The 24827-nt window shown below is 64.4% G+C and carries 16 protein-coding genes and 1 pseudogene; 8 read left to right on the forward strand and 9 right to left on the reverse strand.

What is annotated here, in order from left to right; genetic code table 11:
* The first annotated feature begins 2997 nt into the window (after positions 1 to 2997).
* Positions 2998 to 6075, forward strand: a complete 3078-nt coding sequence (locus M9952_02810; GenBank protein MCO5311848.1) for a PA14 domain-containing protein — start codon at positions 2998 to 3000, stop codon at positions 6073 to 6075.
* Positions 6076 to 6772: 697 nt separating this feature from the next.
* Positions 6773 to 7228 carry a hypothetical protein gene (locus M9952_02815; GenBank protein MCO5311849.1) on the forward strand — a complete coding sequence of 152 codons (456 nt, stop codon included), beginning with the start codon at positions 6773 to 6775 and terminating at the stop codon, positions 7226 to 7228.
* 630 nt (positions 7229 to 7858) lie between these two features.
* On the opposite strand, the gene M9952_02820 is transcribed toward M9952_02815, so the two are convergent.
* The 5 genes and pseudogenes from M9952_02820 to M9952_02840 form a co-directional block, all read right to left on the reverse strand.
* Positions 7859 to 8518, reverse strand: coding sequence for a response regulator transcription factor (locus M9952_02820; protein MCO5311850.1), 660 nt, complete (start codon positions 8516 to 8518; stop codon positions 7859 to 7861).
* A gap of 156 nt (positions 8519 to 8674) precedes the next feature.
* Entirely contained in the window at positions 8675 to 9490 is an 816-nt protein-coding gene (locus M9952_02825) for an LLM class flavin-dependent oxidoreductase (GenBank protein MCO5311851.1), read from the reverse strand.
* A gap of 30 nt (positions 9491 to 9520) precedes the next feature.
* Complete coding sequence (locus M9952_02830) at positions 9521 to 10348, reverse strand: hypothetical protein (protein ID MCO5311852.1); 828 nt, start codon at positions 10346 to 10348, stop codon at positions 9521 to 9523.
* 2057 nt (positions 10349 to 12405) lie between these two features.
* Positions 12406 to 14271 (reverse strand): annotated as a pseudogene (locus M9952_02835) (PKD domain-containing protein).
* A 209-nt stretch (positions 14272 to 14480) separates the two neighbouring features.
* Positions 14481 to 15128 (reverse strand): hypothetical protein, encoded by a 648-nt coding sequence (locus tag M9952_02840; protein ID MCO5311853.1) that lies wholly within the window; start codon positions 15126 to 15128, stop codon positions 14481 to 14483.
* Between the two features lie 95 nt (positions 15129 to 15223).
* On the opposite strand from M9952_02840, the gene metG reads away from it, so the two are divergent.
* Positions 15224 to 16921, forward strand: coding sequence for a methionine--tRNA ligase (metG, locus tag M9952_02845; protein MCO5311854.1), 1698 nt, complete (start codon positions 15224 to 15226; stop codon positions 16919 to 16921).
* Positions 16922 to 17101: 180 nt separating this feature from the next.
* Positions 17102 to 17995: a hypothetical protein gene (locus tag M9952_02850; GenBank protein ID MCO5311855.1), complete on the forward strand. Its 894-nt coding sequence runs from the start codon at positions 17102 to 17104 to the stop codon at positions 17993 to 17995.
* Positions 17996 to 18029: 34 nt separating this feature from the next.
* On the opposite strand, the gene M9952_02855 is transcribed toward M9952_02850, so the two are convergent.
* The 3 genes from M9952_02855 to cofC are packed head-to-tail and all read right to left on the reverse strand — an operon-like array spanning position 18030 to position 20299.
* A complete protein-coding gene (locus M9952_02855; GenBank protein ID MCO5311856.1) occupies positions 18030 to 18827 on the reverse strand; it encodes a PIG-L family deacetylase in 798 nt (265 codons plus the stop codon).
* Positions 18828 to 18844: 17 nt separating this feature from the next.
* Entirely contained in the window at positions 18845 to 19615 is a 771-nt protein-coding gene (locus M9952_02860) for a M90 family metallopeptidase (protein ID MCO5311857.1), read from the reverse strand.
* Between the two features lie 21 nt (positions 19616 to 19636).
* On the reverse strand, positions 19637 to 20299 hold the full coding sequence (cofC, locus tag M9952_02865; protein MCO5311858.1) for a 2-phospho-L-lactate guanylyltransferase: 663 nt from the start codon (positions 20297 to 20299) through the stop codon (positions 19637 to 19639).
* A gap of 96 nt (positions 20300 to 20395) precedes the next feature.
* On the opposite strand from cofC, the gene M9952_02870 reads away from it, so the two are divergent.
* The 3 genes from M9952_02870 to M9952_02880 all read left to right on the forward strand — a co-directional run bounded on the left by M9952_02870 (position 20396) and on the right by M9952_02880 (position 23162).
* Entirely contained in the window at positions 20396 to 21418 is a 1023-nt protein-coding gene (locus M9952_02870) for an NAD(P)H-dependent glycerol-3-phosphate dehydrogenase (GenBank protein ID MCO5311859.1), read from the forward strand.
* A gap of 14 nt (positions 21419 to 21432) precedes the next feature.
* Positions 21433 to 22125 carry a ribonuclease HII gene (locus tag M9952_02875; GenBank protein ID MCO5311860.1) on the forward strand — a complete coding sequence of 231 codons (693 nt, stop codon included), beginning with the start codon at positions 21433 to 21435 and terminating at the stop codon, positions 22123 to 22125.
* Positions 22126 to 22241: 116 nt separating this feature from the next.
* On the forward strand, positions 22242 to 23162 hold the full coding sequence (locus tag M9952_02880; protein MCO5311861.1) for an adenylate/guanylate cyclase domain-containing protein: 921 nt from the start codon (positions 22242 to 22244) through the stop codon (positions 23160 to 23162).
* Positions 23163 to 23236: 74 nt separating this feature from the next.
* Here M9952_02880 and M9952_02885 read toward each other — a convergent pair whose 3' ends face one another.
* Positions 23237 to 24292: a GYF domain-containing protein gene (locus M9952_02885; GenBank protein ID MCO5311862.1), complete on the reverse strand. Its 1056-nt coding sequence runs from the start codon at positions 24290 to 24292 to the stop codon at positions 23237 to 23239.
* Between the two features lie 108 nt (positions 24293 to 24400).
* On the opposite strand from M9952_02885, the gene M9952_02890 reads away from it, so the two are divergent.
* Complete coding sequence (locus M9952_02890; GenBank protein ID MCO5311863.1) at positions 24401 to 24826, forward strand: hypothetical protein; 426 nt, start codon at positions 24401 to 24403, stop codon at positions 24824 to 24826.
* Position 24827 lies beyond the last annotated feature (1 nt).

Here is a 24827-nt window from a genome sequence, read left to right on the forward strand (position 1 = left end):
CGTGTTGTGGTGCCTGTGGTGGATGAGGTTGATCGTTCGACGGTGTGGTATCGGAATGTGTGGGATGGTGTTGATGCGTCGTATACGGTGCATCCGTCTGGGGTGAAGGAAGCGTTTGTTGTTCGGGATCGTGGGGCGTTTGTTGCGGCTGGCGGGTTTGGGTCGGTGTGGTTGTCTGATGGGGTGATTGTCCCGGATGTCGAGTTTGGTGCGGGGTTGCGGGTGGATTGGGATCGTGACGGTGAGTATGGGTTGGGTGATGGTGATCCGTTGATGGTGTTGGAACCGTTGGTGATCCAGGATTCGGTTGGTGTGATGCAACCGAAGTCATCGGCGATGTTGGTGGAGGCGGGGCGGGTTGATGGTGGGCAGCGGTTTGTGGTGGATGTTGATCGTGCATGGTTGGAATCGGTTCCTGATGACGCGTTTCCGTTGATTGTTGATCCGAATGTGAGTATTAGCCCGTCGACTGGTGGCGGGTATTGGCGTTCGTATGACGCGGTGTTTGGGAATACGATTGGTACGGCCCAGTATCCGTTGTTGGGTGATTGGCAGGTTGGCGGGGCGGATGAGTGGCGTTCGGTGGTGTGGTTCAATTATTCGTCGTTGTGGACCTCGGCACCGGGTGCTCGGGTAGTGGATGCGACGGTGCGTTATGACACGGTTCCGTATCCGACAGCTTCGGCACCGTTCTCGTCGTCGCCTGGCCCGTTGTATTGGGGGAGTTTTCCGACGTCTTCGTATGATCCGGTTGTTGCGGTGTGTCACGCGAATTCGTGGTCGTATGCTGGAGCGTATTTTGGGGTGTATCCGGATCGTTGCCGGAATTATGGGTTTATCGGGTTGCAGCCAACTTACGCGAATTTGGGTGGGTATCCGTCGTATACGTATACGCAGGCGGGCGATATTTTGCGGCCGTATGTTGAGGTGGAGAACCCGAATGTTGCGTTGGGGTTGAAGGCTGATACGTCGTCGGGTTTGTATTCGTTGAAGGTGGTGATGCCGACGTTGGAGGTGGTGTGGGATCGTCCTTCGAGTGTGCCGGCGTTGAGTTCGCCGGGTGTGGACGCGTCGGTGGCGTCGTTGACTCCCATGTTGTCGTGGAGTGCGTCGAGCGACGCGGACGCGGGGCAGAGCCCGCCGGTGTATCAGGTCACGGTGTTGGGTTCGAAGCCGCAGACGACTCCGGCGGACCGGTTCGCGTTGGGGCATTGTGTGGGTGGCGCGCCGGTGGTGTGGACATCGAGCCATAGCGGTCAGCAGTACAACAGTTTCAGTCCGACACAGGTGAGTGTTCCGTCGGGGGTGTTGGCTGATGGGGTGACGTATTGGTGGGTGGTGTCCGCGATCGGCCAGGGCGGTATGGATCGTTATGCGTCGTGTTCCGCGGTGAGGTCGTTCAAGGTGGACCGGCGTTTGGGTACGTCGGGGCCGTTCCCGACCGAGGCGTTTGGTGCGGCGCAGGTGAATCTGATCAACGGTAACCAGTCGATCGACGTCGCGACGCATTCGTTCGCGACGGTTGGTGGTGATCATGGGTTGAGTTTGTCGTACAACTCTCAGGGCTCGGTGGTGCGTGGGTTGCGTGGCCGTTATTACGGCGGCGAGTGGCCTTTGGCGTTGTCGGGTTCGATGGATTTCAAAACGTTTGGTGTACCGATGGTGGCGGATCGGATCGACTCGACGATCGATTTCAACTGGGCGGGTGGTTCACCGTTGGGGTCGTTGCCGTCGATGGATCGTTTCGCTGTGCGTTGGAGCGGCTACATCACGGTCCCGGACGCGGGTTCGTATTGTTTCGGTGGCACGTTCGATGACGGTGTGCGCGTGTACGTGGGCGGCGCGTTGGTGTTGAACCAGTGGGCGGATCAGGTCGCGACGTTCAACTGTTCTCACGGCACCGCAGTGTATTTCGATGCGGGTGAAACGAAATCGATTGTGGTGGAGTATTACGACAATTTGAGTGGCGCGGTTGCGATGTTGCGGATCAACCGTAATGGTGGGTCGTTCACGACGGTGCCGCAGTCGTGGTTGTCGCCCGAGGTTGAGCCGGTGGGTCCGAAGTGGACGTTGTCGACACCGGATGGTGTCGCGATCCAGGGTGCGTTGAAATCGGATGCGGGTGTGACGTTGCGGCTGTCGGACGGGTCGTCGGTGGAGTACAAACGTAACGATTCGGGCGGCTATGTCGGCCCGGATGGTGACGCGACCGTGGTTCGGGTTGATCCGGTGAGTTTGAAGATTTCGGTGATCGCCGATGGTGGGATGGCGTACACGTTCTCGGCGATGGGTGAACTGGAGTCGGCGGTGTCGTCGTTGGATGATCGTCAGCCCGCGGCGACCGAGTACATTTGGTCGGGCACTCCTGCGCGGTTGACCCAGATGCGTGATCGGGTCAGTACACAGGTGACACAGCTTCGCTACTGGGGTGACGTGTCGTGTCCGGCGGTGTGGAGCGGGTATCACGCCGCGGCGGGCAAGTTGTGTTCGTTCACAACTCCTGATGGTCGTGTGTCGAGCTTTCATTATTCGGCTGATGGCCGTTTGCAAGCGGTGGTCACCCCGGGTGGTGAAGTATCGGCGTTCGCGTACGATGCGGCGTCGAACATTGTGAAACTGCGAAGCCCGTTGGCGTATGACGCTGTTGGGGCGGGTGTGCGAGCGGGTGATGACACGGTGTTGTGGCGTTACACCCATGACGGCTCGAGTCGGGTCGCGACGGTGACCGCGCCGGCGCCGACGACAGGGGCGAGCGAACAAAACGCCACGTTGTCCTATGGTGCGTTGCCTTCGGGTGCGTCACGGGCCGAGTCGACGATTTCGTTGTCGGGTGTGTCTCAACCGCTCGGGTTCTCCAAGAAGGTGGCGTTCGATTCGCAGTGGCGTCAACGCCGGGTGACCGCGGTGGACGGGTCAGCGACGACGTTCGAGTACGAAAGCGGCACCGAACGGTTGTCCTACAGCGACACGATTCCAGCGAACCCGGTTGCTGTGTCGATGCGTTCATCGACGATCTATGAAACCGATGTGGTGTACAACGGGTTGCAACGCCCGGTTACGACCTGGGGGCCGGCACCGGTGAGCTTGTTCCAAACGAACTCGCCTCATCCCCTCGCTACGGAGGTGAACAACGTCCCGAGCACGTCGACGACCTATGACGGTGGTTTTGGCGGGTTGATGGCAGCATGGTATGACGACACCGCAGTGTCGGGTGTGGGAACGAACCGGCCGGCGTTTGTTGGGGCGCCGAAAGAACACCAATTGGTCGCGGGGCCGTCTCGGTGGGAGTACACCGGCGCACCTGTTGGCGGGGTTGGTGCCGATCATTTCTCGGGACGTTTCACCGGTCTGGTGTATTTCGCGTCCACGGGCAACTATCAGTTCAAAGGCAGCACAGCGGGGGCCGGGGCACGGATGCTGATCGATGGTGAAGTGGTGGTGGACTCGTGGAACGCGACGGGGACGTGGCCGACGTCGGCTGCGAAGAGTTACGCGGCCGGGTGGCATCGGGTCGTGTTCGAACTCAAGGCATACACGGGGACTTCGGTGATGCATTGGGAATGGTTGATCCCGGGTGGTTCGTGGGTGCAGATCCCGGCGGGATCGTTCAAACCTGATCTCGGGTTGGTGACATCGCAAACCGGTGTCGATGGCGTGGTGACCACGACGGGTTACAGCGATCCGGTAGCCGGCCAAGTGACCGCTTCGACGGTCGACCCGGGCGGGTTGAACCTCACGTCTGCGACGACACACGAGACACGGGGTACGACCAATCAGTTCATGCGGCGTGTGTCGCGTTCGCTCCCCGCTGGGGCGTCGTCGACGAACACGTACGCGTATTACACGGGTTCGGAGGTTCCGTCCGCGCCGACGTGTGCCGGGAGTGGTGTGAGTGTGACGGCGGTCGCGCAACGTGGCTTGCAGAAATCGTCGCGGGCTGCTGATCCCACGGTGTCGGGCGGGTCGGGTGGGTTGTTGCGTCAGTCGATCTATGACGCGTCGGGTCGTGTGGTCGCGGCGCGGGTGTCGACCGACGCGAAGTGGTCCTGTACCCAGTACGACAGTCGTGGCCGGGTGAGTGTGCAAACGTTTCCGGGGTCTGCTGGAACAGCGACGAGCGGTGTCACTGTGTACGGTGAGCGCACGGTGAGCACGAATTATGCGGTGGGTGGTGATCCGTTGCTGTCGTCGGTGTCGGACGCGTCGGGAACGGTCACGACTCGTGTTGATCTGTTGGGTCGTGTGACCGACACGAAGGACGCGTTGGGGGTGGTGACCCACACCGATTATGACGTGGCCGGTAAAGTCACTCGGGTGAGCGTGTTCAACGCGTCGAATCAGGTGTTGTCGCGTTCCGCTCCCATCTACTCGACGACCGGTGTCACCGCGAATCAGGTGACGCAGGAACGGATGTCGTTCGCGGCGGCGACGGTGACGGGCTATAATCACACGACGTTGACAGCGACGACATCGATGCCGACTCCGGCGTCGTGGGTGACGGTCGCGACGGTGAATTCTGATGCTGCGGGTCGTGTGTCGAGTGTTGTGTACTCGAACGGGGTGACCGCAACGTTTGGGTATGACAGTTGGGGGCGCGAGAACCAGGTGACCTACACAAAACCGGCGGGAACGATCTACACCGATCAGGTGACGTTCGATAAGACCGGCCGGATTGTCGATCGGAACAACGACGGATTCGACGCGAACACTGGCGGGGTGAACTACACCTATGACAGTGCGGACAGGTTGACGTCGTGGGTGGAACGTGACACGGCATCAGGCTGGTACAACCAAGGATCGTACAGTTTCGCGTACGGTGCTGGGGTGTTTACGGCGACGTGTAGCGGTGTTGTGGGAGCGAACCCTGACGCCGGCAAGAACAGTAACCGGGTGTCACAGACCCGGAGTGTGTCGGGGTCGACGGTGACGACGACGTATTGTTACGACTACGCGGATCGTCTCCAAAAAGTTGCGGTGAGTAGCGGAGCAAACCCGTATTCGGGTGGGTTTATCTATGACGATCACGGGAACGCGACGACTCACGGCGGAAACGTTTTGTCGTTCGACGGCGCAGACCGGCACATGAAAACACAGGCTGGTTCGACGAGTGTGGAGTATGTTCGTGATGTCGCCGATCGGATTATTGGCCGGAAAGTCAACGGGACATTACAGAACCAGTGGGCACACACTGGTGCGGGTGACGCCAGTGACATCACGTTAACTGCTGCTGGTGTGTTGGCTGAGGTGACAGTATCGTTGCCAGGTGGGGTGTTGTACACCTACAAGCCATCCATGGCTGGCGTGTGGTCATTGATGAACATTCACGGTGACACCGCGTCTGTGGTGAACGAGGGCGCGGACGGGGTGTTTCCAACACTCACCTATGACCCGTTCGGGCAAACGTTCAGCTACACCGCACCCGACAACACTGCGGGTGATTTCGATTACGGCTGGCACGGCGAAGCCCAAAGACGTATCGAATACCAAACCGGATTGTTGCCGCTCATCCAAATGGGTGCACGACCGTTCGACCCGGCATTGGACCGATTCCTCGAAGTCGACCCCATCCAAGGCGGGTGCTCAAATGACTATGCTCATCCCAACAACCCGATCACGGACTCGGATCTCTCAGGACTTGCGTGTCCGACGTCTCTTTGGGATACTGCAAAGCTGTTCGGCTATGGTGACCTTGCGCGAGGAGCTCACGGGCTGACGAAAGATCCTGTGGCTGGAGCGCGGATCTTATCTCAGGCAACGGGCATTCTGTTTGCTTATAACAAGCTCGAAAAACGCTTTCTTCAGAGCGCCTTCGCTGAGGCGATAAGACTTGGCTCGCGAGGCGGATCAATCGTGATCAAGGCGATCCCCTATATTGGTCTAGTCGCGACATTTATTGACGGGATATGTGCCGGCCTTGCGGCCGAATCAAAAAACAAATACCAGCCGCCTGGGCCGAACACGTCTCACAAGAGCTCGTACAATCCATCCACTCAGACTTCTACATACCCTTCCGGTAGCTCTTCATCGCCATACGTGGATACTGCAGGTGTTCCAGTCAGGCCATACTCGGGATAGTCGGGATGAATGAGGGCGCAGCGGATGTTATACTGAAGAGGACGTTTCGGTCCAGACTGCTAGCTACACCGTTCCTGAATGGAACGGGCCTTAGCGCCCCAGTGGTAACCACGCTGCTTTGGGCAATGATTCCGAATCTGCTGTTAACGGAGTCCGGTTCGTGGGTAGTGGCAATGGTAGTTGTTTCTGCCTTTTCGGCGAGTGTACTGGCTGCGATTTCTATGGCTGCCGGTTTGGTGTTAATCGGGAATGAGATGGTTATTCGGACGTTGGGGTTTGAGCTCGCTCGAATTGATCTTTCTCGGACTACCTGCATATGGCGCATGAGGCTAGTTGGCCCCAAGAAATTCGGCTCAGTGTTGGTGCTTCATGAGCCGCACTTCACCTACTCACTCTTGTGGAGAAAGCAAATTCACTTCTTCGCGATATGGATGTCGCTAGGAATAGGAAAGCTCAATCGCGAACTTTGGGTGTCGGAGATTTCGAAACGCACCAAGTTGCATGATGTGAATCTGGAGGGTGTGAGCTTTATCGGACCATTCGGCGTCTGAAAGATGGGCTAGAGAGTCCTCAAGGTTATACCGGTGCGGGCCGCTGTCGAGAGTCGCGGCTGGCAGTATCGAAGGTTGCCTCGTATTTTGCATTTGGAAAACGGCAGTCAAGAAGACAGTTCTGCTAGTCGCCAGGAATCCCATTGATGCACAAGCACAGTAAGGAAGATCCTGTAATATACCAACTGAGCACGCGATGGTTATGGCGAATTCTCGGGTGGCCGCTCATCGCCTCTGGGCTAGCCTTCATCGTGGTAGGCCTAGCGGTCGCTACAGAGCCGGTCAGTGAAGATTCGATCGCAACGGCTATCTTCACTCTAGGAGGTGGATGTTCGATGTTGTGGCTTGGATGGAGACTGCCGAAGACCGGTATCGAAATAACATCCCAGAGAGTACACATAATCGGGATACGTCGAATCAAGCTCGGCTACGAAGAGATAGAGGACGTCTATGTTCAAACGTTGGTGCCGCTCGTATCCGAACTACTCGTCATAATCGCCCGAGGGAAGACATACGAGGTGAACGCTTCACGCCTGTTCGGTCGAATCGGTCCCGACCTCGACAAGGCGGCGCTTCGGATTTCACCGTGGTGGAGGGCGTAGCGTGCGATTGTCTCGACCTTGGTGGTCAATCGCGTTCATGTTCATTCTTACTGCGCTCCCGGCCACGATCATACTGGTGCCTGCGGTTGGCGTATATCCGTCAACCGGCTGGATCGTGGTTCTGGCAATGGGCTGTATCCCCCTTGTCCCGTCGATCCATTTCTCATTCGGGCGTGCCTCGATAGTTGAGCGTACCTTTACATATTCTGCCCCGTTTCGATCGTGGAGCTTTGAGTTCCGAGACGGAGACGAACTGTGGGGAGCATCCAAGCCTCTCGCGCGGCCTGTCCCATTTAGAGGTGCCCTCGGTGTGTATCGAGACTCTAACTCTCCCTATTTGAGTTCAGTTACGTTCATTCGAGGGTCAGCATTCATGTCATCATCAAGTCGAGACTTATGGGCCGACGTCATTGTAGAAGAGTGTCGCCGTACGGGGCTGGAATTGGTCTATCGTCCTGATGTAATAGAGAAGCCAGACGGAACTGTGGTGAGTGCTCGACCCTCTCGTCGACAGTTGTAGGCCCGAGGCACGGGACAAAAGGGCGAGTTCAGGTGGTGACGGCTACACCGTGAGGTAGCGGTCGGGTCTCTGTCGCTCAGAGCGTGATATCGGACTTGGTGCCGTCGGGTTCAGCGTGCGCGGCGGCGTTCGGAGAGACGCACGGCGTAGACGGCGGCCTCGGTGCGTCGGGTCATACCCATCTTCGACAGCAGTGCCGACACATAGTTCTTCACGGTCTTCTCGGCGAGATGGAGCTCCTCGGCGATCTCCCGATTCGACGCACCGAGTGCCAGGTGGTCGAGAATTCGGCGTTCCTGAGGTGACAGCGACTCCAGTCGGGCATCGAGGTCGGCATCGCCGTCGATTCGTGGTGGGAGATGGGTGGTCCGAGCGGCGCCGGCGGCATCGAGCAGCGATCGCCCGTCGGCTGCCGCCTGGATCGCCGCGACGATGTCGCCGCCGCGAATCTGTTTGAGCAGGTAGCCGGCCGCCCCCGCCTCCGCAGCCTCGGCCTTGGCCTCGTCGTCCTCATAGGAGGTGAGGATCAAACACGCGATCTCGGGGTGTCGGTCGCGCAGGGCGCGACACAGCTCAACCCCCGTTCCGTCGGGAAGGTGTAGATCGAGCAGCGCCACCCGGGGGTTGGCCTCGGCGATGACGTCGAGCGCTTCGGCGACGCTCGAGGCCTCGCCGATCACGCTCAGGCCCGGCTCGCTGTCGATGAGCGTTCGCACCCCCCCCCGACGCACGACTTCATGATCGTCGACAAGAAAGACCGACACGTCCATCGCACCAGTGTGGCGCACGGGCAACCCGCTCGGTCGACGAGTGTCGGGTCGCGGCCGTCACGATGTCGGTCGACTGAGCTGCTTCGAGAACGGCACCGCTGCCGAGAACGGGGCTACTGCCGAGGATGGGCTGCTGCCATGACCGGTGTCGAGTCCTCAGGTCTCGAGCGGCGCGGTCAGTTCACGCAACCAACGCAACTCGCCATCCCAGTCGTCGGGAACATCGGCGGGGGAGAGCACGAACTTCGAGATGCCGGCGTCGATGTGTTGGCGCAGGACGGCGAGGAGTTGGTCCGCTCCGCACGGATAACACAGGGCCTCGTCGTAGGCGCCGCCGCTGAGTACCGACACGACGAAGGTGCCGACCTCGGTGCGTCGCTCGCGGGCGTACATGATCGTCATCCCGAAGTGTTCGATGTCGAAGGGCCGCCCGGCGTCTTCGGCTGAACGCAGTATCACGTCGCGACAGTCGCTCGCCTGGGCCGGGGTCTGGAAGCTGCCGATCCATCCGTCAGCGAGTCGACCGGTCCGCTGGAGCGCACCCTCACTGCGCGCCCCCAACCAGATGGAATGCGGTTCGCTCGGCGTCGGCTTGAGCCGCAGCGCCTTGCCCTCGCCAGGATGTGGCACCGATCCGCCGGCCCACAAGGTCCTGATGATCGACAGATCGTCCTCGAACATCGGCACGCGTCGACCTCGGGGGACGCCAAACGGCTCGCGATCCGCAGGGTAGGGTGAACCGAGGCCGAAGGCCGGTAACAGACGTCCGCCGATCAACACCGACAGCGAGGCGAGTTGTTTCGCCATGAGGTACGGGTCGCGTCCGGGCAGTACCCAGACGTTCGCACCCAACTTGATCCGGCTGGTCCGACCGGCGGCGATCGCCAGCGAGACGGTCGGGTCGAGACTTTCGCTGACGACACGATCCGAGACCCACAACGAGTTGAAGCCGAGGTCTTCGACGAAATCCACGACCTCGCCGAAGTGCCTCGGGAGCGCAACCTACTGAGCGCAGCGGGCGAGGGCGCACTGAAGGCGCTCGATGAGTTCGTCGGAGATGAACAGTGCGCAGTCGTCGAGCAACTCCTCGACGTCGCGGTAGCACCCGAGCGTCCATCGGGCGAACATCGCCGTGTCCATCCACGCGGCTTCGCACGAACGCAGCCCGCTGCAGGGTTCGGCGTCGGACGCGACGAGGTGGCGCAACCGTTCCCAGTCGAGTTCGCCGCAGAGTCGTGCGATGACATCGACCGTCACGTCGAGTTCGGGGTCGATCGCCTCTTCGGCGGCCAGCCCAACATGGGAGAGACCGGTGAAGTCGACAAACGGGTGCATGGCGACAACATCTGCCCACGAACGCACGTAGACCGCGGTGGCTGGGTCGGCGACCGCGTCGAGAACCGCGGTGAGCCATGCCGCAGCGACGGCCTCGGCGGGGGATCGGTCCTCGGGCATGGTGGGCAGGCCGAGCGTCCGCCGCAGTAGATCGCTGAGGAATCCGTCGAAGGAATCGCCGCTGATGATTCGGGCGTCGTGGTTTGTGCGAACCGCGACTGCGGCACAACCACAGCTGCTTTGAACGAGCGCCGAGTAGCCCTGCTCACCGCTCACTCGACATTGCGCGACCAACGCCACAGCGTGAGCGCCGCGCAGGTCGAGGCCCAACAGATCCTCGGCAGCGTCGAAGCCGCGCACCAGGGTCGGAGCCGATGTCGGGTCGGGGTCGTCGATCGCCCAGAGTGCGTTGGTGGGCTCATCCGCGCTGATCAGCCGATGGGCGAGCTCGCGACAGGCGCGAAGCGACAAGGGGGAGGAGGTGGTGACGGTCATGGCGTTTCCTTCGTGTGCGTGCACCCGACCGGTTGCGCACTGCGTGCGCCGAGGCGCGAAGCGAGCCGAAGCCGGGTGAGTCGATACTGAGCGGGCATGAGGCGTCCGCGACCTGGCCATTACTCAATCACGGACCACCGACACTGAAGCGGGCAGCATCGAGTCCGGACGCGACGAGGCGCCGCACCCGAAGGTGCGGCGCCCCGTCGGAGCTACCGGTTGTATGAGCAACCTGTTAACACGGCATCACGATGTCACGGCAGGCATGTGGTGCCGTTATAGGTCGTGCACTGCAGGCCGTTCTGGCCAGCGTTGCCTGTCTGCCCGGCGTTTCCAGACGTGCCGTTGGTTCCAGCAGGACCGTCCTTGGCGCTGCCGAAGCCGTCGCCGCCGTTACCGAGCCCCCCGTAGGCGCCACCTGCACCGCCGGCACCGCTGGCACCCCCACTGGCAGCCGTGGATGCACGTTGAAGCGTTGACTCAGTGATCGACAGCGTGCCGGAGCCGAGCTTCGCGACTGCAACCGATGGGCCGCCGGCACCGCCGCCGCCGCCGGCACCGCCGCCGCCGCCGGCACCGCCGCCGGCACCGCCGCCGGCACCTGCCTGCAGTAGGGTGTTTGTGTTGCCGCCGTTGCCGCCCTTGCCGCCGTCGCCGCCCTTGGCGCCTGCCGCACCGGCCCCGCCGACGCCACCATTGCTAGCGGACAGAACGGAAGAGACGACCGTGACGTTCGAGTTGAAAGCGTAGACAGCGAACGACCCGCCGCCGGCAGTGCCGCCGCCGCCAGCACCACCGCCGGTGCCACCGCCTCCTCCAGCACCGCCAGCACCGCCGTTGGGTCCGTTGCCGATCCCGGCGGAACCGGTACCGCCGCCGCCGCCTCCACCGCCGCCGCCTCCACCGGCACCGCCAGTAGCGCCAGCGCCGCCGCCGACACCGAGCCAGGTGGCCCCGGTGGAACCAGCACCGTTGGTCGCCTGCGTTGCAGCAGTGGCTTGCGTCGCTGCAGCGCCACCTTTGCCTGCGCCTCCGGGATCAGAGCCGGTCCAGGTGCAGCTTCCACCTCCGCCATTAGCGGCACCGCCGCCTCCGGTCGAGCCAGTTCCGCCGTCGCCACAGGAGTACCAGGGTTTCCCGGCGCCTCCAGCGCCTCCCGACCCCGAGGTCGCAACTCCAGACCCGCCACATGACGCGGTCGCGGACGTGCTTGAGTTGCCACCGTTGCCGCCAGCGCAGCCGTTGGAACCGGCACTGCCGGCGGTGCCGGCGGTGCCTGCCACACCGGCCGAGGCGGTCACGGTGGAGTTGTCGACGGTGACGGTCGATCCGGCGATGGCGCGCACGCCATAGGCGCTCGAGCCGGCGCCGGTGGCCGTACCCGAGGCGACGGTTGAGGCATGGACCAATGCGGTCGAGGCGCCCTGCACCAACACGCCGGTCGGCTGGTTGCCGTTGCCGCCGTTGACGGTGACGTTGCTCAACGTGGCATTCGCCCCGCCTTCGACGATCACACCCGCAGTTGCGGCGGAACCGTTACCGACGCCGTTGATGGTGAGCTCACGAAGCGTCGCCGCGCCGCTGACCACAGCACCGACGTAGGAGGAGCGGGCCGAATCGAGCGACCCGTTCACCGTGGTGGTGCCTCCGGCGCTCACGAAGTTTGCGGCGTATCCACCGCGAATCGTCACGGCGCTCGATACGGCGAATCGGCCATAGGTCGAGCCCGACGCCACCAGCACGGTGTTGCGGCCTCCCGTGGCACGCGAGATGCCCTGATTGATCGTCAGGCACGGCGTTGCCACCGCGTAGCCGCATTCGGAGGTGTCGGTGCCGGTGGTGGCGACCAACACGGTCGCTGCCGCGATGCCGTCGATGCCGTCGCAGTTCTGATCGATCCCGTCGAGGGCGTCGGCCGCTCCCGGGTGGATCGTGGCGTCGTTGTCGTTGCAGTCGAGCGCCGCCGGCGAGCCGTCACCGTCAGCATCGACCAACACGGTGATGACGACCGCCGTCGAGGTGGTCGAGGCGCCGTAGGGGTCGGTGACGGTCAGCGAGGCGCTGTAGGTGCCGGCCGCGGCATAGACGTGGGTTGCGTTCGCCGTGGTGGCGGTGTTCGCCCCCGAGGCGGGGTCGCCGAAGTTCCACGCGTAGGTGAGCGTGTTGGTCGCGTCGTCGGGATCCGTCGACTGGTCGCCGGTGAAGTTCACCGTCAGGCTTTGCACACCCGAGGTGGGCGATGCATTGGCGATGGCGACCGGTGCCTGGTTGGCGAGGGCCGTGATGACCACGGTGGTCTCGTTCCAGGTGCCGAACGGGTCGGTGACACGAAGGATCACGTTCTTGGTGCCGGGGGTTGCGAAGGTGTGCGACGGGTTGGCGATGGTCGAGGTGTTGCCGTCGCCGAAGGTCCACAGGAATGCCAGCGTGTTGGTGGCGTCGTCGGGATCGTTGGTGCCCGCGGAGCTGAAGACCACCTCCAGCGGAGCCTTGCCGGTGAGCGGAGAGCCCGAAGCGACCGCAACCGGTGCCTGGTTGGCTGCGACGGCGACCACGGTGGTTGCGGTGCCGGTTCCGCCGGCGCTGTCGGTCACGGTCAACGTGACGGTGTGGTTACCCACCTGGGTCCAGGTCTTGGACGGATTCTGGACCGTTGAGGTGTGGCCATCGCCGAAGTCCCAGTGGTAGCTCAGCTGCCCGGGGGTGTTGTCGGGGTCGACGGCGGAGCCGGTGAAGGTCACGGCCTTGCCCTGTGAGGTGGAGGTCGTGCTCGCCGTGATCGTCACGTCGGTCGGCGGCACGTTCGGCACGGCTTCGACGGTGATGGCGATGGTGTCGGTGCCGGTCGCCCCGTTGTCGTCGGTCACCGTGAGGGTCACGGTGTGGGTGCCGACGGTGCTGAACGTGTAGGTCGGGTTCGGGTTGGTGGAGGTGTTGTCTCCGCCGAAGTCCCACAGATAGCCGGTGATCGTCCCGTCGGGGTCGACCGAGGAGCCGGAGTTGAAGACCACCGTCAACGGCGCCTGGCCGGCGGTGTGGTTCGCGTTGGCGACAGCGGTCGGAGCCGTGTTCGCGTTCGCGGTCACCGTGACCGAGGCCGATCCGGTTGCGCCGAGCGGGTCGCTCACCGTCACCGTTGCCGTGTGCGAGCCGGTTGCGGTGTAGACGTGTGTCGGAGCCGCCTCGGTGGACGACGGCGTGCCGTCACCGAAGTCCCAGGAGTAGGTGAACGGGCCGGTCGGGTCGTCGGCATCGGCGACGAGCGCGGAGAGGTTCACCGTCAGCGGGGCCTTGCCCGTCAACGGGGTGGACGACGCCGTCACGACGGGAGCCTGGTTGGCGTCGACGGTGATCGCTTCGGTGGTGGTCGAGTTCATGTTTCCGGCGGTGTCGGTGACGTTCAGCGTTGCGACGTAGATGCCGGGCGCGTTGTAGACGTGCGACGGATCGGCGGCGCTCGAGGAGCCCCCGTCACCGAAATCCCACGCGTAGGTCAACGCGTCGCCGTCGGGGTCGGTCGACGCGCTTCCGGTGAACGCAACGCCGAGCGGGGCGCGTCCCGAGGTGGTCGACGCGGTTGCGACCGCGTGCGGTGGCTGGTTGACGGCGCCGGTGGCGGTGATGACCTGAGTTGCGGTGCCGGTCTTGTTGTGGGCGTCCTTGACGGTCAGCGTGACCGTGTAGGTGTTGGCGGCGTTGTAGGTGTGGGTGACGTCCTCGGTGGTCGCCGTGGCGGTGCCGTCGCCGAAGTCCCACAGGTAGGTCAGCGCGGTGCCCTCAGGGTCGAAGGAACCCGACCCGCTGAAGTCCACCGTGAGCGGAGCCGGGCCGGTGGTGGTGTTCGTCGAGATCGCAGCGACCGGCGCCGCGTTGGTCGGCGTGGTGGTGCCACCTCCGGTGTTTGGGGCACAACTCGACACCATCACGGTTGCCGAGACCAGCCCAGTCAGAGCCAACAGGCGCGTTCGCTTCATTCAGTTATCCCTCCGTCGCTACCCGGAGCCACCGGGCATGCCAACAAGATCTGCAAGTTATGTGACTTTTGTCATCGCGTCAAAGATGCACTCGGAAATACTGAGATGCCGCGTGGTGGATTCAGGGTTTGAGAGAGACGCGGTGCCACTTGGACAGCTCACCACTCGATTTTCGTGTTGCGCTGGCACCAACCGGCGAGCGCCGCAGGTCGTCGCAGCGCAAGCTCGCGTGCGAGTTCGGCGTCGCTGGAGACGTACGCGTCGAGTTCCGTCGGGGTGAGAAGGTCGATCCGCGATCGATCCACCTCGACCGGTTCGTATCCGAGAAATCGCGACAGTGGCTTGAGTGCACACGACAGCCCGAGCGTCTGGCCGACGTCGCCACGGTAGAGGCGATAGGCGTCGAGGTGGCGATGCGCCCCCCAGGAGGCGGCGGGGGAGGGCGGCCCCCATCTCACACGCCGCGAGGTGCGAGGGGCCGCGGAGCCGCGGGCCTCGTCGTCGCGGCGCCACTCGAGCGGTTCGGGGTCGAGGCGAAGCCCGAGGTCGAGCCGCCGCATTCGAGCGCGCAACGCGATGAACGGTAGGTCGAAACGCAGTCCGTTCCAGGTGACCAGCACGCCGGGAGCCATCTCGGCGAGCGCAGCGTCGAGATCGCGCAGCAGCGTCGCCTCATCGCCGACAAACACGAGCCGCTCGCGTGCGGACACCACGGCCGCGGCGACGACGCTCGAGACGTTCGGGTCGAGGCCGTCGGTGGTGGTGTCGGTCTCGATATCGAAGCCGTAGACGATCTCGGTGATCATCGCGCCGATGCTACGACGAGGCACCGACACTCTCGTCGAACTCGTAGGATCGCGGGATCGGTGCGTCGCTGGACGCCCACGACCACGGGACATCCATGACTCGCTATCTCATCACCTCGGCCCTTCCGTACATCAACGGTGTGAAGCACCTCGGCAATCTCGTCGGTTCGATGCTTCCGGCCGACGCGTCCGCGAGGTTCCTGCGGATGAGCGGGGAAGAGGTGCTGTTCATCTGTGCGACCGACGAACACGGCACCCCCGCCGAGATCGCCGCGGCCGAGGCCGGATTGCCGGTGGAGGAGTTCTGCCGGCAGGCCCACGAGGTGCAAAAGGGTCTCGGCGAGCGTTTTCTGTTGAGCTTCGATCACTTCGGGCGCACGAGTCGCCCCGAGACCCACGAGGCGACCCGTCACATCGCCGCCAAACTCGAGGAGCAGGGGTACCTCGAAGAGCGCGTCATCAAACAGGTGTATTCGGTTGCCGATGGTCGGTTCCTGCCCGATCGCTACGTCGTGGGAACCTGCCCGAACTGCGGATACGAACGGGCCCGAGGCGACCAGTGCGAGAACTGCACCAAACAGCTCGATCCGACGATGCTGCTCAACCCGCGCTCGGCGATCTCGGGCTCGACCGATCTCGAGGAACGCGAGAGTCGTCACCTCTACCTGCGCCAGTCGCTGCTGGCGGATCGCATCCGCGCCTGGCTGGAGACCAAGGTCGGAACCTGGCCCGTGTTGACCACCTCGATCGGGTTCAAGTGGCTCGATGAGGGCCTTGAGGATCGGGGGATCACCCGCGACCTCGACTGGGGGATCTCGGTCGACCGCCCGGGCTTTGAGGGCAAGGTGTTCTACGTCTGGTTCGACGCTCCGATCGGCTACATCGGCGCCACCATGGAATGGGCCGATCTGGGCGAGGGTCGTGACTGGCGGTCGTGGTGGCTCGACGACGAGGGCGCGGGCGACGTCTGGTACACCGAGTTCATGGCCAAGGACAACGTGCCGTTTCACGCGCTGTTTTTCCCCGCCATGCTGATGGGCACCGGTGAGAGCTGGCATCTGGTCGACACGCTCAAGAGCTTCAACTGGCTCAACTACTACGGCGGCAAGTTCTCGACCTCGGACCGTCGCGGCGTGTTCATGAGCGACGCCCTCGAGCTGTTGCCCGCCGACTACTGGCGCTGGTATCTGCTGTCCAACGCCCCCGAAAGCGACGACACGTCGTTCACGTGGGAGATGTTCGGAGACGCGGTCAACAAGGACCTCGTGGGAACCTTCGGCAACTTCGTGAACCGCACCGCCACCCAGGTCGCCAAGAACTTCGACGGCTGCGTTCCGGCCGGGGGCGACCTCGGCGACATCGAACGCAGCCTCGCCGACAACCTCGAACGGCTCATCGGCGAGTACGGGGCACAGATGCGCAACCTCGAGTTCCGCAAGGCCGCGGCGACCCTTCGATCGATCTGGGCCGAGGGCAACGCCTACCTCGTGGCGCGCGAACCGTGGAAGGCGATCAAGACCGACCGCGATGCCGCTGCCGTGGCGCTGCGCACCGCACTCGGATTGATCCGGCTCCAAGGCCACCTCTCGGCGCCGTTCATCCCGGCCACCGCACAGCGCCTCGAAGGGGCCTTCGGCGACTCCGCGAGGCTCACGGGTATGGGCGCCGACCTGGCGGCGTCGGTGTTTGAACTCAAGCCCGGTGCCCGATTCGACGCTCCCGGGCTGCTGTTCGACAAGATCGAGGCCGATCAGCTCGCTGAGTGGGTCGAGCGTTTCGGCGGCGACGCGTAGGCGCACCGTCGAGGCGCACCGTCGAGGCGCACCATCGAGGTGCACCGTCGAGGTGCCACAGTCCGGCGATCTCCCCGGGCTAGGTTGGCACTCACTATGGGCTCAACTCCGAGTGGTCACTCGCCGTCACCGCCTCGTGCGTCGAAGTCGCGGCGCCGCCTGCGCTTGGCCGGTGCGAACATGACGCGCCTGGTGATGCTCGCGATCATCCTCGTGGGCACCGGGGTGGCCGCCGGATTCGCGATCGGCTACCCGCTGCGGGGACTCGAAATCGGGGCCGACAACGCCGTGGTTCTGGACCAATCGGCGCTCACCGGAATCGACCTGTCCGACGCGCTCGTGCAACAAAGCGACCTGGAATCCTCGTTTTCCGAATCACCCGACCTGGTCGCGCTGATCGATCTCGTCGGCGCCGAGTTCTGCGGGGGCAGCGTCACCCTCGACTCCGATCCGGGGGCCCGGGCCGCCCGGGCCTTTGTCGACCAGACCAACAACGCCATGGTGCTGAGCGAGGCGGTCCGGGCCAAGGACACCACCACGGCCGGGCGTTTCGTCTCCCAGATGACGAGCCTGCTGGATGACTGTGAGGGCGGGCGGTACTTCAAGGTCGAAAACGGCGAACGGACCGAGGTGGAGATCTCCAACACCCGCCGAGACGTCCCCCTCCGCCTCGATTATGTGACCCGCACCATCACACCGGTTCGCGGCGGGATGAGTCAGGTCGTCACGTTCTTCCAGGTCGGAAATGTGGTCGTGGCGCTGCAATACGCTGGGCCGGAGAAGGCCTATTCCTCGTTGATGGACAACGTCGAACGCAAGATCCTGACCAGACTCGCCCCGGATCAGTTCTCCGAGACGGTGGCGATCGACGGCGAACAACCCATGCCGACCGATGTGACGACCACCACCCGGGTCAACATCGCAGAGCCGTCGCCGACCTCGAGTGTCGATCAGACCCTCGAGAGCCTGCCGCCGGCCACCTTCGAACCGCCGACGACGACCTCCGCTCCACGGGGACGATCGGGCTCCGCTCCTGATTCCTCCCCGGATGATTCCTCCTCGGACGGCGGATAACGCCGATACGGCGCCAAGGCTGGTCGACGCGGCGTCAGAGCTGGTCGACGATGAGGTGAAACGCCTCGCCGTAATCGACCCCGAACGCAGCGCCGGCCTCAGCCAGCTTCGAACGCTCCCGCTCACGAAACCCGGCTAGGGCCGTCTCGATCGCTGCCGCCTCGGCATCAGCAGCGGTACTCGCCGCGGCATCGTCGAGTTTGTAGAAGTGCGTGGTTTCGAGCTGGCTGCGATGGGCCTCGAGTGCCGTCGTTTTCGCCGTGATCGAGCGCTCGTCGGCCGGTTCGATGTGGTTCGCCTCGTCGGCCTCGAACAACAGCAGCGCTTCGGGTCGATGGTGGGCGAAACCCTGCTGGGCAAAGAAATGGGGATCGCGTGCGGCCACCACGGCATCGATGGCCAAGAACCCGGCGGCGCGGTGATCCGGGTGGATCCGGTACCGCTTCCAGGGATCGTGGGCCAACACGACATCGGGGCGAAGTCGTCGGATCTCCCGACAGACGCGCTCCACCGTGTCCGAGGTCGACCGCAACTCGCCGTCGACCTCACCGAGGAACACGACCTCGCCGGTGGCCCCGAGCGCGGCGGCCGCGGCGCGTTGTTCCGCCTGGCGACGTTCGACGAGGGCCGCAATGTCGGCCGAGGCATCCCAGGTGCCCTTCGACCCGTCGGTGCAGATGAGGTGGTGCACGACCGTGCCGTGACGTGCCCAGCGGGCGAGCGTCGCCCCGGCGCAGAACTCGACGTCGTCGGGGTGCGCAGCGATGGCCAACGCGACGGCGGGCGGGTCGAGCGGAGTCGGGCGAGGTGTGGGGTGCGACGCGGCGTGCATCGCGGCGATCGTAGCCCTCAGTTCGCGGCGCCCGGTCGCTGTGCCGGGTCCTGTCCGAAGTAGTCGCTGAGCACCTCGTAGAGCTGGCGATGTTCGCCGCGCAGCGTCATCGGCGCATCGAAGAACGCCTCGGTGGCCACGGCGAAGAACTCGGCGGGGTTCACCCCTGCGTATTCGTCGAGGGTCGTGGCCCCCTCACCGCGAACCGCGAGTTCGTAGGCGGCCGTGCACACCTCGATGAATCGCGTCCGGGCCGCCGCATCGGGTATCGGGGGCACACCGTCGCTGTGGCCGTCGAGTTGGTCGAGTTGATGAGCGAATTCGTGATACACGAGATTGCGTCCGTCGCCCGGATAGTCGAGGTCCTCGCAGATCGCGTCCCACGACAACATGACCGGGCCGGTGGGATCGGACAGTCCGGACACCCACGATTCCTCGTCGCTCACGATGCCGGCGACCTGTTCGAACTCGCCGGTCATGCGCACGTCGTCGGCCTGAACGAGGATCGAGGTAACCGTGCGAAACGGATCATCGGGCAACCCGATGGCAATCCGCGCGGCCAGCGCGGCGATCACCAGGCGGACCTCGTCGTCGAGTTCGAACCCCGAGCCGGCCTCCCAGCGTCGCTCGAACATCAGGCGCATCATCAGCGCCTCGTGGCGGCTTCGTTGATCGTGGTCCAATCCGCTGCGCCATTCGAACCAGTCATCGATCGCGGCGCGCCACTCGTCGCGGAAGCCCTCCGCCAGGGCGGCTCGTCGTTCGCGGCGCCTCGACAACCAGGCCACGGCGTTCGTCGAGGCCCCTGGTCAGCGAACGAGGTGGGCGTCGTCGCTGTGTTCGATGACGGGCCTCTCGCCGGCGTTCAATCGGGTGAGGTCGATGACGTCGAGGTCGCCATGGACGTCGACGTCGATGCCGAGGCGCCCGGTGGTCCATCGGCGAACCTGCAACCCGTGCGACTCGGCTTCCCGGTGGTGATGTGTGGCCGAGTCGGGCCCGTATCCGAATCGGAACACCTCTGCGACCTGCGTCGGCACGACCAGGACGTTGGTGCCCTTGTCGTCTCGGTCGGGGGCCAGCCACAGCGACGAACCGTGATCGCTCTGGGCGACGGTGTCGAACAGTGTGGCCAACTCGGCGGGGTAGGCGAGATCGGCGTGCACGATCGCGGCGTGGCGATAGCCGCGATCGGCGGCCTCGTTGAGGCCGAACGCAGCGGCTTCGTTGAGCCCCTCGCTCGGCGGGGCGAGCGCAACCGTGCGCTGATCCCGCGACCAGCGGGCGACGTCGTCGTCGGAGGTCACGACCGCGACGTCGACCGAACGGGTCGCTGCGAGGACGTCGAGCACCGAGGTGGCGAGCGCGAGCGTCAGCGTTCGACGTTGGTCCTCGTCGAGGCTCGACGCGAGTCGCGTCTTGCCCGAGTCGAGTGATCGGATGGGTACGAGAGCGAGAATGCCGGGGGACATCGTCACGAGGTTAGAACGAAACCGCCCCGCCGTCGCCAGTCGAATGACCCGAGCGCGTAGGGTGTTTGGCCAAACGACAACGGGGGAGACCAGCCCATGCGCATCACGGTGGGAGTAATCGGCGGTGGTTCGTGGGGCACCACGGTGGCGAGCCTGGCCGCGCACAACGTGTCGACGATCCTGTGGGGGCGAGATGCCGCCACGGTGGCAGAAATCAACGAGTCGCATCACAACAGTCGGTATCTCGCCGGCCTCGACCTTCATCCGAAACTGCGGGCGACCACCGACCTGCGTGAGGCGGTCGAACAGGCGGATGTGATCGTGATGGGAGTCCCGTCCCAGGCCATGCGTTCGACACTCGAACAGGTCGCTGAACACATCCGTGCCTGGGTGCCGATCGTGAGTCTGGCCAAGGGCCTGGAACAGGGCACGCGGCTTCGGATGAGCCAGGTCGCCAACGAAGTGCTGCCCGGTCACCCCGTGGCGGTGCTCACCGGGCCGAACCTGGCCAAGGAGATCCTCACCGGAGACGCCGCAGCCTCGGTGTTGGCCACCCACGATCCGGTCGTCGCCGCCAGGCTCCAGGAAGTGTTCAGCACGGCGATGTTTCGGGTGTACACCAACCCCGACGTCATCGGTTGCGAGCTGGCGGGAGCGTTGAAGAACGTCATCGCCATCGCCTCGGGCATGGCCGACGGCCTTGGCGCCGGAGACAACACCCGCGCCGCGGTCATTACCCGGGGACTTGCCGAACTCAGCCGCCTCGGGGTGGCGATGGGCGGCAACGAGTTGACCTTTGCGGGGCTGGCGGGGATGGGCGACCTTTTGGCCACGTGCGTGTCGCCGCAGAGCCGCAACCGCTTCGTCGGCGAACAGTTGGGCCGAGGGCGCACGATCGAGGAGATCATCGATTCGATGAACATGGTCGCCGAGGGGGTCAAGACGGCGCCCGTGGTGCTCGATCTCGGTGAGGAGTACGGCATCGATCTGCCGATCTCGACCCAGGTGTACGAGGTCTGTCACGAGGCGAAGTCGGCCTCGGCCGCGTATGCGGGGCTGTTGCGTCGGGGCGGTCTCGTCGAGCACCCGTCGAACGACTTCGTGTTTCCGAAGATCTGAACGGCCGGTCGTCGGTGCCCAAGACCCCCGCACCCGGCCTCAACTTTGAGCGCAACCATTGGGAGGCCGGGGTCGACACGGTGGTCGGCCTCGACGAGGTCGGCCGCGGCGCGTGGGCTGGGAACCTGACGATCGCGGCGGTGATCGTGGCCCGCGACCGCCGGGTGAATGGCATCCGCGATTCCAAAATGTTGAGCGAGCCGCGGCGTGAGGTCCTCTATGAGCGCATCGTTTCGTGGTGCGAGGGCTGGGCGGTGGGCCATGCGAGCGCACGGGAATGCGATGAACTCGGGATGTCGGCGGCGCAGAAGCTAGCGGCGCGCCGTGCGCTCGTCGCTCTGGACCGTCCGGTCGAGGTCGCGCTCGTGGACGGGCCGTGGGATTTCATCGAGGGAGGGCCCGACGGGCTGACCCGGACCGAAACCATCGTGAAGGGGGACCGGTTGTCGTTGTCGATCGCCGCTGCCTCGATCGTGGCGAAGGTCACCCGAGATCGACTGATGCGCGAGGCGGCGCTGCATTTCCCGTGGTACCACTTCGACACGAACAAGGGCTACCCGTGCCCGCGCCACAAGGAGGCCCTGCACGGCTACGGGGTGTCGTCGATTCATCGACGGTCGTGGGCCTTCGTCGACGGTCTGGCGTGGACGTCTCAGCATCGTCGGTCCGTCGAGGCGGCCGAGCAGTACGAGTTCGATCTGTTCTGAGCGACGGCCGCTTGAGCGACGGCCTCTTGAACATCGGTCTGTCGGGTGCGCGCGCAATCACACGGGTAAGCAATATGCTTGCAGGAGTAAGCAGTCCATGAAACGATCGAAGTGTCATGTCGAATCGAACCCAACGCCCCTCCGCCCATGTGCGTCCCGCCGTTGCCGCCCCCTTCGACGGGGTGCAGCGGGCCATGCGTCGCCTCACGCGGGCTGACGCGTCGAATCTGGGGCCCGATGGATCGCCGATCGACGGGTCCAGGGGCTCCACGGAGGCCGCCGGGGAGGCCGCCGGGGACGAGGCGCTCGTCGCGTTGCGCGGCGCGACAGGCCATCCGGTGAACGGCGCAGGCCGACCGACCGACGAAACAACGGCCGGATCGGTGGCCGCCTCGTCAACCTCGCAGATTCCCGCCATCGCGCCCCAAGGCACCGGAATCGAGCGTCCGGTGCCCGAGTGGGTAGAGCTGAACCAGGCGATCTACCGGGCGTTCGCCTTCGTGGACCTGTGTGGATTCACGAACTACACCGACAAAAACGGTGCGCATGCCGCCACCGAATTGCTGGCGCGGTTTCGTTCCGCCACCCGCGACGTCACGACCCGCCGCGGTACCCGCGTGGCGAAATGGCTCGGGGACGGGGTGATGCTGGTGGGGACCTCCGCCGGACCGATCGTGGCCACCGTGGCCGAGTTGCAACTTCGGTTCCTCAACGACGAGTTCGACATCCACGCAGGTGTTGCTGCGGGGCCGGTGCTGTTGTTCGAGGGCGACGACTACATCGGGCGGGCGGTCAACCTCGCCGCGAGGCTGTGCGAGGCGGCGGCCCCGGGTGAGATCTTGGCCTATGGGATCGGCGATTCGATTCCCGAATGGGTCCGACCCGCGAAGTCGGTGACCGTGCGGGCGATGGGCATCGGCGACGTGTCAGGGGTGATGCAACTGAACGTCGCCCACGACGCCTGGGCCGACCTGCCGGAATCGGAGCGCCACCCTGCGCTGCATCCCGCCGGTGGCGCGGTGCGCGACGGGTCCTGATCACCGCGGCGAGGTCCTGAGCGCCGACCAGTGGCCGGTTGCTCAGCGACCTGCAGCGCACCGCACCGTGCTGCTCAGCGGCCAGCCGCGTGGATGATCGCGGCGATGTGGCGGTCGAGGAGCGCCTGATCCATCGAGTCGAGGTAGTCGCCGAGGTAGAGATACGCCGAGGCGCGACCGCCACGGTCGACGTGCACACCGACGGGGCGGGCGACGGCTTCCGCGACGGTGTCAGCGTACGGAACCTGGGTGACGGCCAGGGAGAACGGTGTGCCGCTGGCGTCGCGCAATCCGAACATGTGGTAGCCGTTGGACTCGTCGTGGGCAACGACCTGATGGCCGAGGTGCTCGGCGGCGGTGCGCACCATCGCAGACAAGGTGTCGTTCAGGGCGGCGACACGGGTCTGTTCGTCGACGAAGGGCTGGGCCCGGGCCTGCAGTTCGGAGAACACGGCGTCGAGGTCGCTGTCGGCCGACGAACTGGTCGGTTCAACGATCGCTTCGATCACAGGTTCAGTCGCCGGCTCAGCGATCGGGGCTGCCGCGAGAGGTTCGATGATCGGCACTGCGTCGACCGGCACTGCGTCGACCGGTGCCCCAAATGCTGAGACGGGGTTGGGGTCGGCGAGCACGATCGGGTCGAGATCGACGGGGGCCAGATCGGGAGATTCGAACAGGCCCGGTCCGGTCGTGACCGGCTCGGCGACGGGTGAGGACCCGAAGGAGGACCCCGAAGCGGCGGGGTCCTGGATGGTTGCGTCGGCGTCGAACAACCGGGTCGTCTCGATGGCGGGTTCGATGGTGGGTTCGATGGTGGGTTCGGCGGCGAATGCGGAGGCGCTCTCTTGGGTACCCCCGGGATCGAGCGTCGCCGCCGGATCGGCGGATGGCGTCGGGGCGGGTGCTGGGACCGCTGGTTGGAGGCGCTGTTGCAGCGCTCCGGCGAACTCGGCAACGGAGTCGAAGGCGATCCAGTTGGCGGCACCCTGCCACCACACCGGTGTCGTCGACGGGATCTGCTGAAACGCGATGCGTTCGATCACGGTGTTGAGCGGTTCGGGTCCCTGTTGTTGCCCGTGGGGGTCGATCCAGAACACGGCTGGGGCGTCAGGGGGAGGAAGCGTCGTCATGGTCGGCGAGTTTCCCACAGTGAGACGATCGGTTGAAGTGATTGTGAGAAAAACCGTCGAAACGTGCCGGTAGGGGCCACGGCCCGTCGCCCCACTACGCTGCCCTCCATGTTCCGTTGTCGATCACTTGCGGTCGCCGTGTTCGCCGTCTGGACGCTGTTCGTATGGGCCCAGCGGCTCGTCAACATCGCCAACGACGATCTCGAAGGGTTCGACCTGGCGTGGTCGGCGGGTCGGGCGGTGGTCTTCGTCGCCGTCGGTATCGCCGTCGCGATCGTCGCGGTACGCCCGATGACCGAGTCGGTCGCCCGAAGCGTGGTCGCCGTCGCGTCGGGCGTCACGATCGCGTTGTGGAGTGTGCAGGTGGTACTCATCGCCGCTCGCGACTACGACGTCTCGTTCATCGTCGTGCATGCGGTGCTCGGTGTGGTTTCGGTGGGGTTGGCTTGGTGGGCCGCTCGAAGCGTCGGGGCGTTCGGGCGGGGTGCTGAGAAATCGCAGTCAGCCGGTGCGACTCCCTCCGCCAGAGTGTGAC

It is taken from the genome of Microthrixaceae bacterium, assembly GCA_023957975.1.
Taxonomy (GTDB): Bacteria; Actinomycetota; Acidimicrobiia; order Acidimicrobiales; family Microtrichaceae; genus JAMLGM01.

What these genes read in the sequence shown, in the direction of transcription:
- M9952_02810 (MCO5311848.1), top strand. Translation starts at nt 2,998, where the DNA reads ATGCGTTCATCGACGATCTATGAAACCGATGTGGTGTACAACGGGTTG.
- M9952_02815 (MCO5311849.1), top strand. Translation starts at nt 6,773, where the DNA reads ATGCACAAGCACAGTAAGGAAGATCCTGTAATATACCAACTGAGCACG.
- M9952_02820 (MCO5311850.1), bottom strand. Translation starts at nt 8,518, where the DNA reads ATGGACGTGTCGGTCTTTCTTGTCGACGATCATGAAGTCGTGCGTCGG.
- M9952_02830 (MCO5311852.1), bottom strand. Translation starts at nt 10,348, where the DNA reads ATGACCGTCACCACCTCCTCCCCCTTGTCGCTTCGCGCCTGTCGCGAG.
- M9952_02840 (MCO5311853.1), bottom strand. Translation starts at nt 15,128, where the DNA reads ATGATCACCGAGATCGTCTACGGCTTCGATATCGAGACCGACACCACC.
- metG (MCO5311854.1), top strand. Translation starts at nt 15,224, where the DNA reads ATGACTCGCTATCTCATCACCTCGGCCCTTCCGTACATCAACGGTGTG.
- M9952_02850 (MCO5311855.1), top strand. Translation starts at nt 17,102, where the DNA reads ATGACGCGCCTGGTGATGCTCGCGATCATCCTCGTGGGCACCGGGGTG.
- M9952_02855 (MCO5311856.1), bottom strand. Translation starts at nt 18,827, where the DNA reads ATGCACGCCGCGTCGCACCCCACACCTCGCCCGACTCCGCTCGACCCG.
- cofC (MCO5311858.1), bottom strand. Translation starts at nt 20,299, where the DNA reads ATGTCCCCCGGCATTCTCGCTCTCGTACCCATCCGATCACTCGACTCG.
- M9952_02870 (MCO5311859.1), top strand. Translation starts at nt 20,396, where the DNA reads ATGCGCATCACGGTGGGAGTAATCGGCGGTGGTTCGTGGGGCACCACG.
- M9952_02880 (MCO5311861.1), top strand. Translation starts at nt 22,242, where the DNA reads ATGTCGAATCGAACCCAACGCCCCTCCGCCCATGTGCGTCCCGCCGTT.
- M9952_02885 (MCO5311862.1), bottom strand. Translation starts at nt 24,292, where the DNA reads ATGACGACGCTTCCTCCCCCTGACGCCCCAGCCGTGTTCTGGATCGAC.
- M9952_02890 (MCO5311863.1), top strand. Translation starts at nt 24,401, where the DNA reads ATGTTCCGTTGTCGATCACTTGCGGTCGCCGTGTTCGCCGTCTGGACG.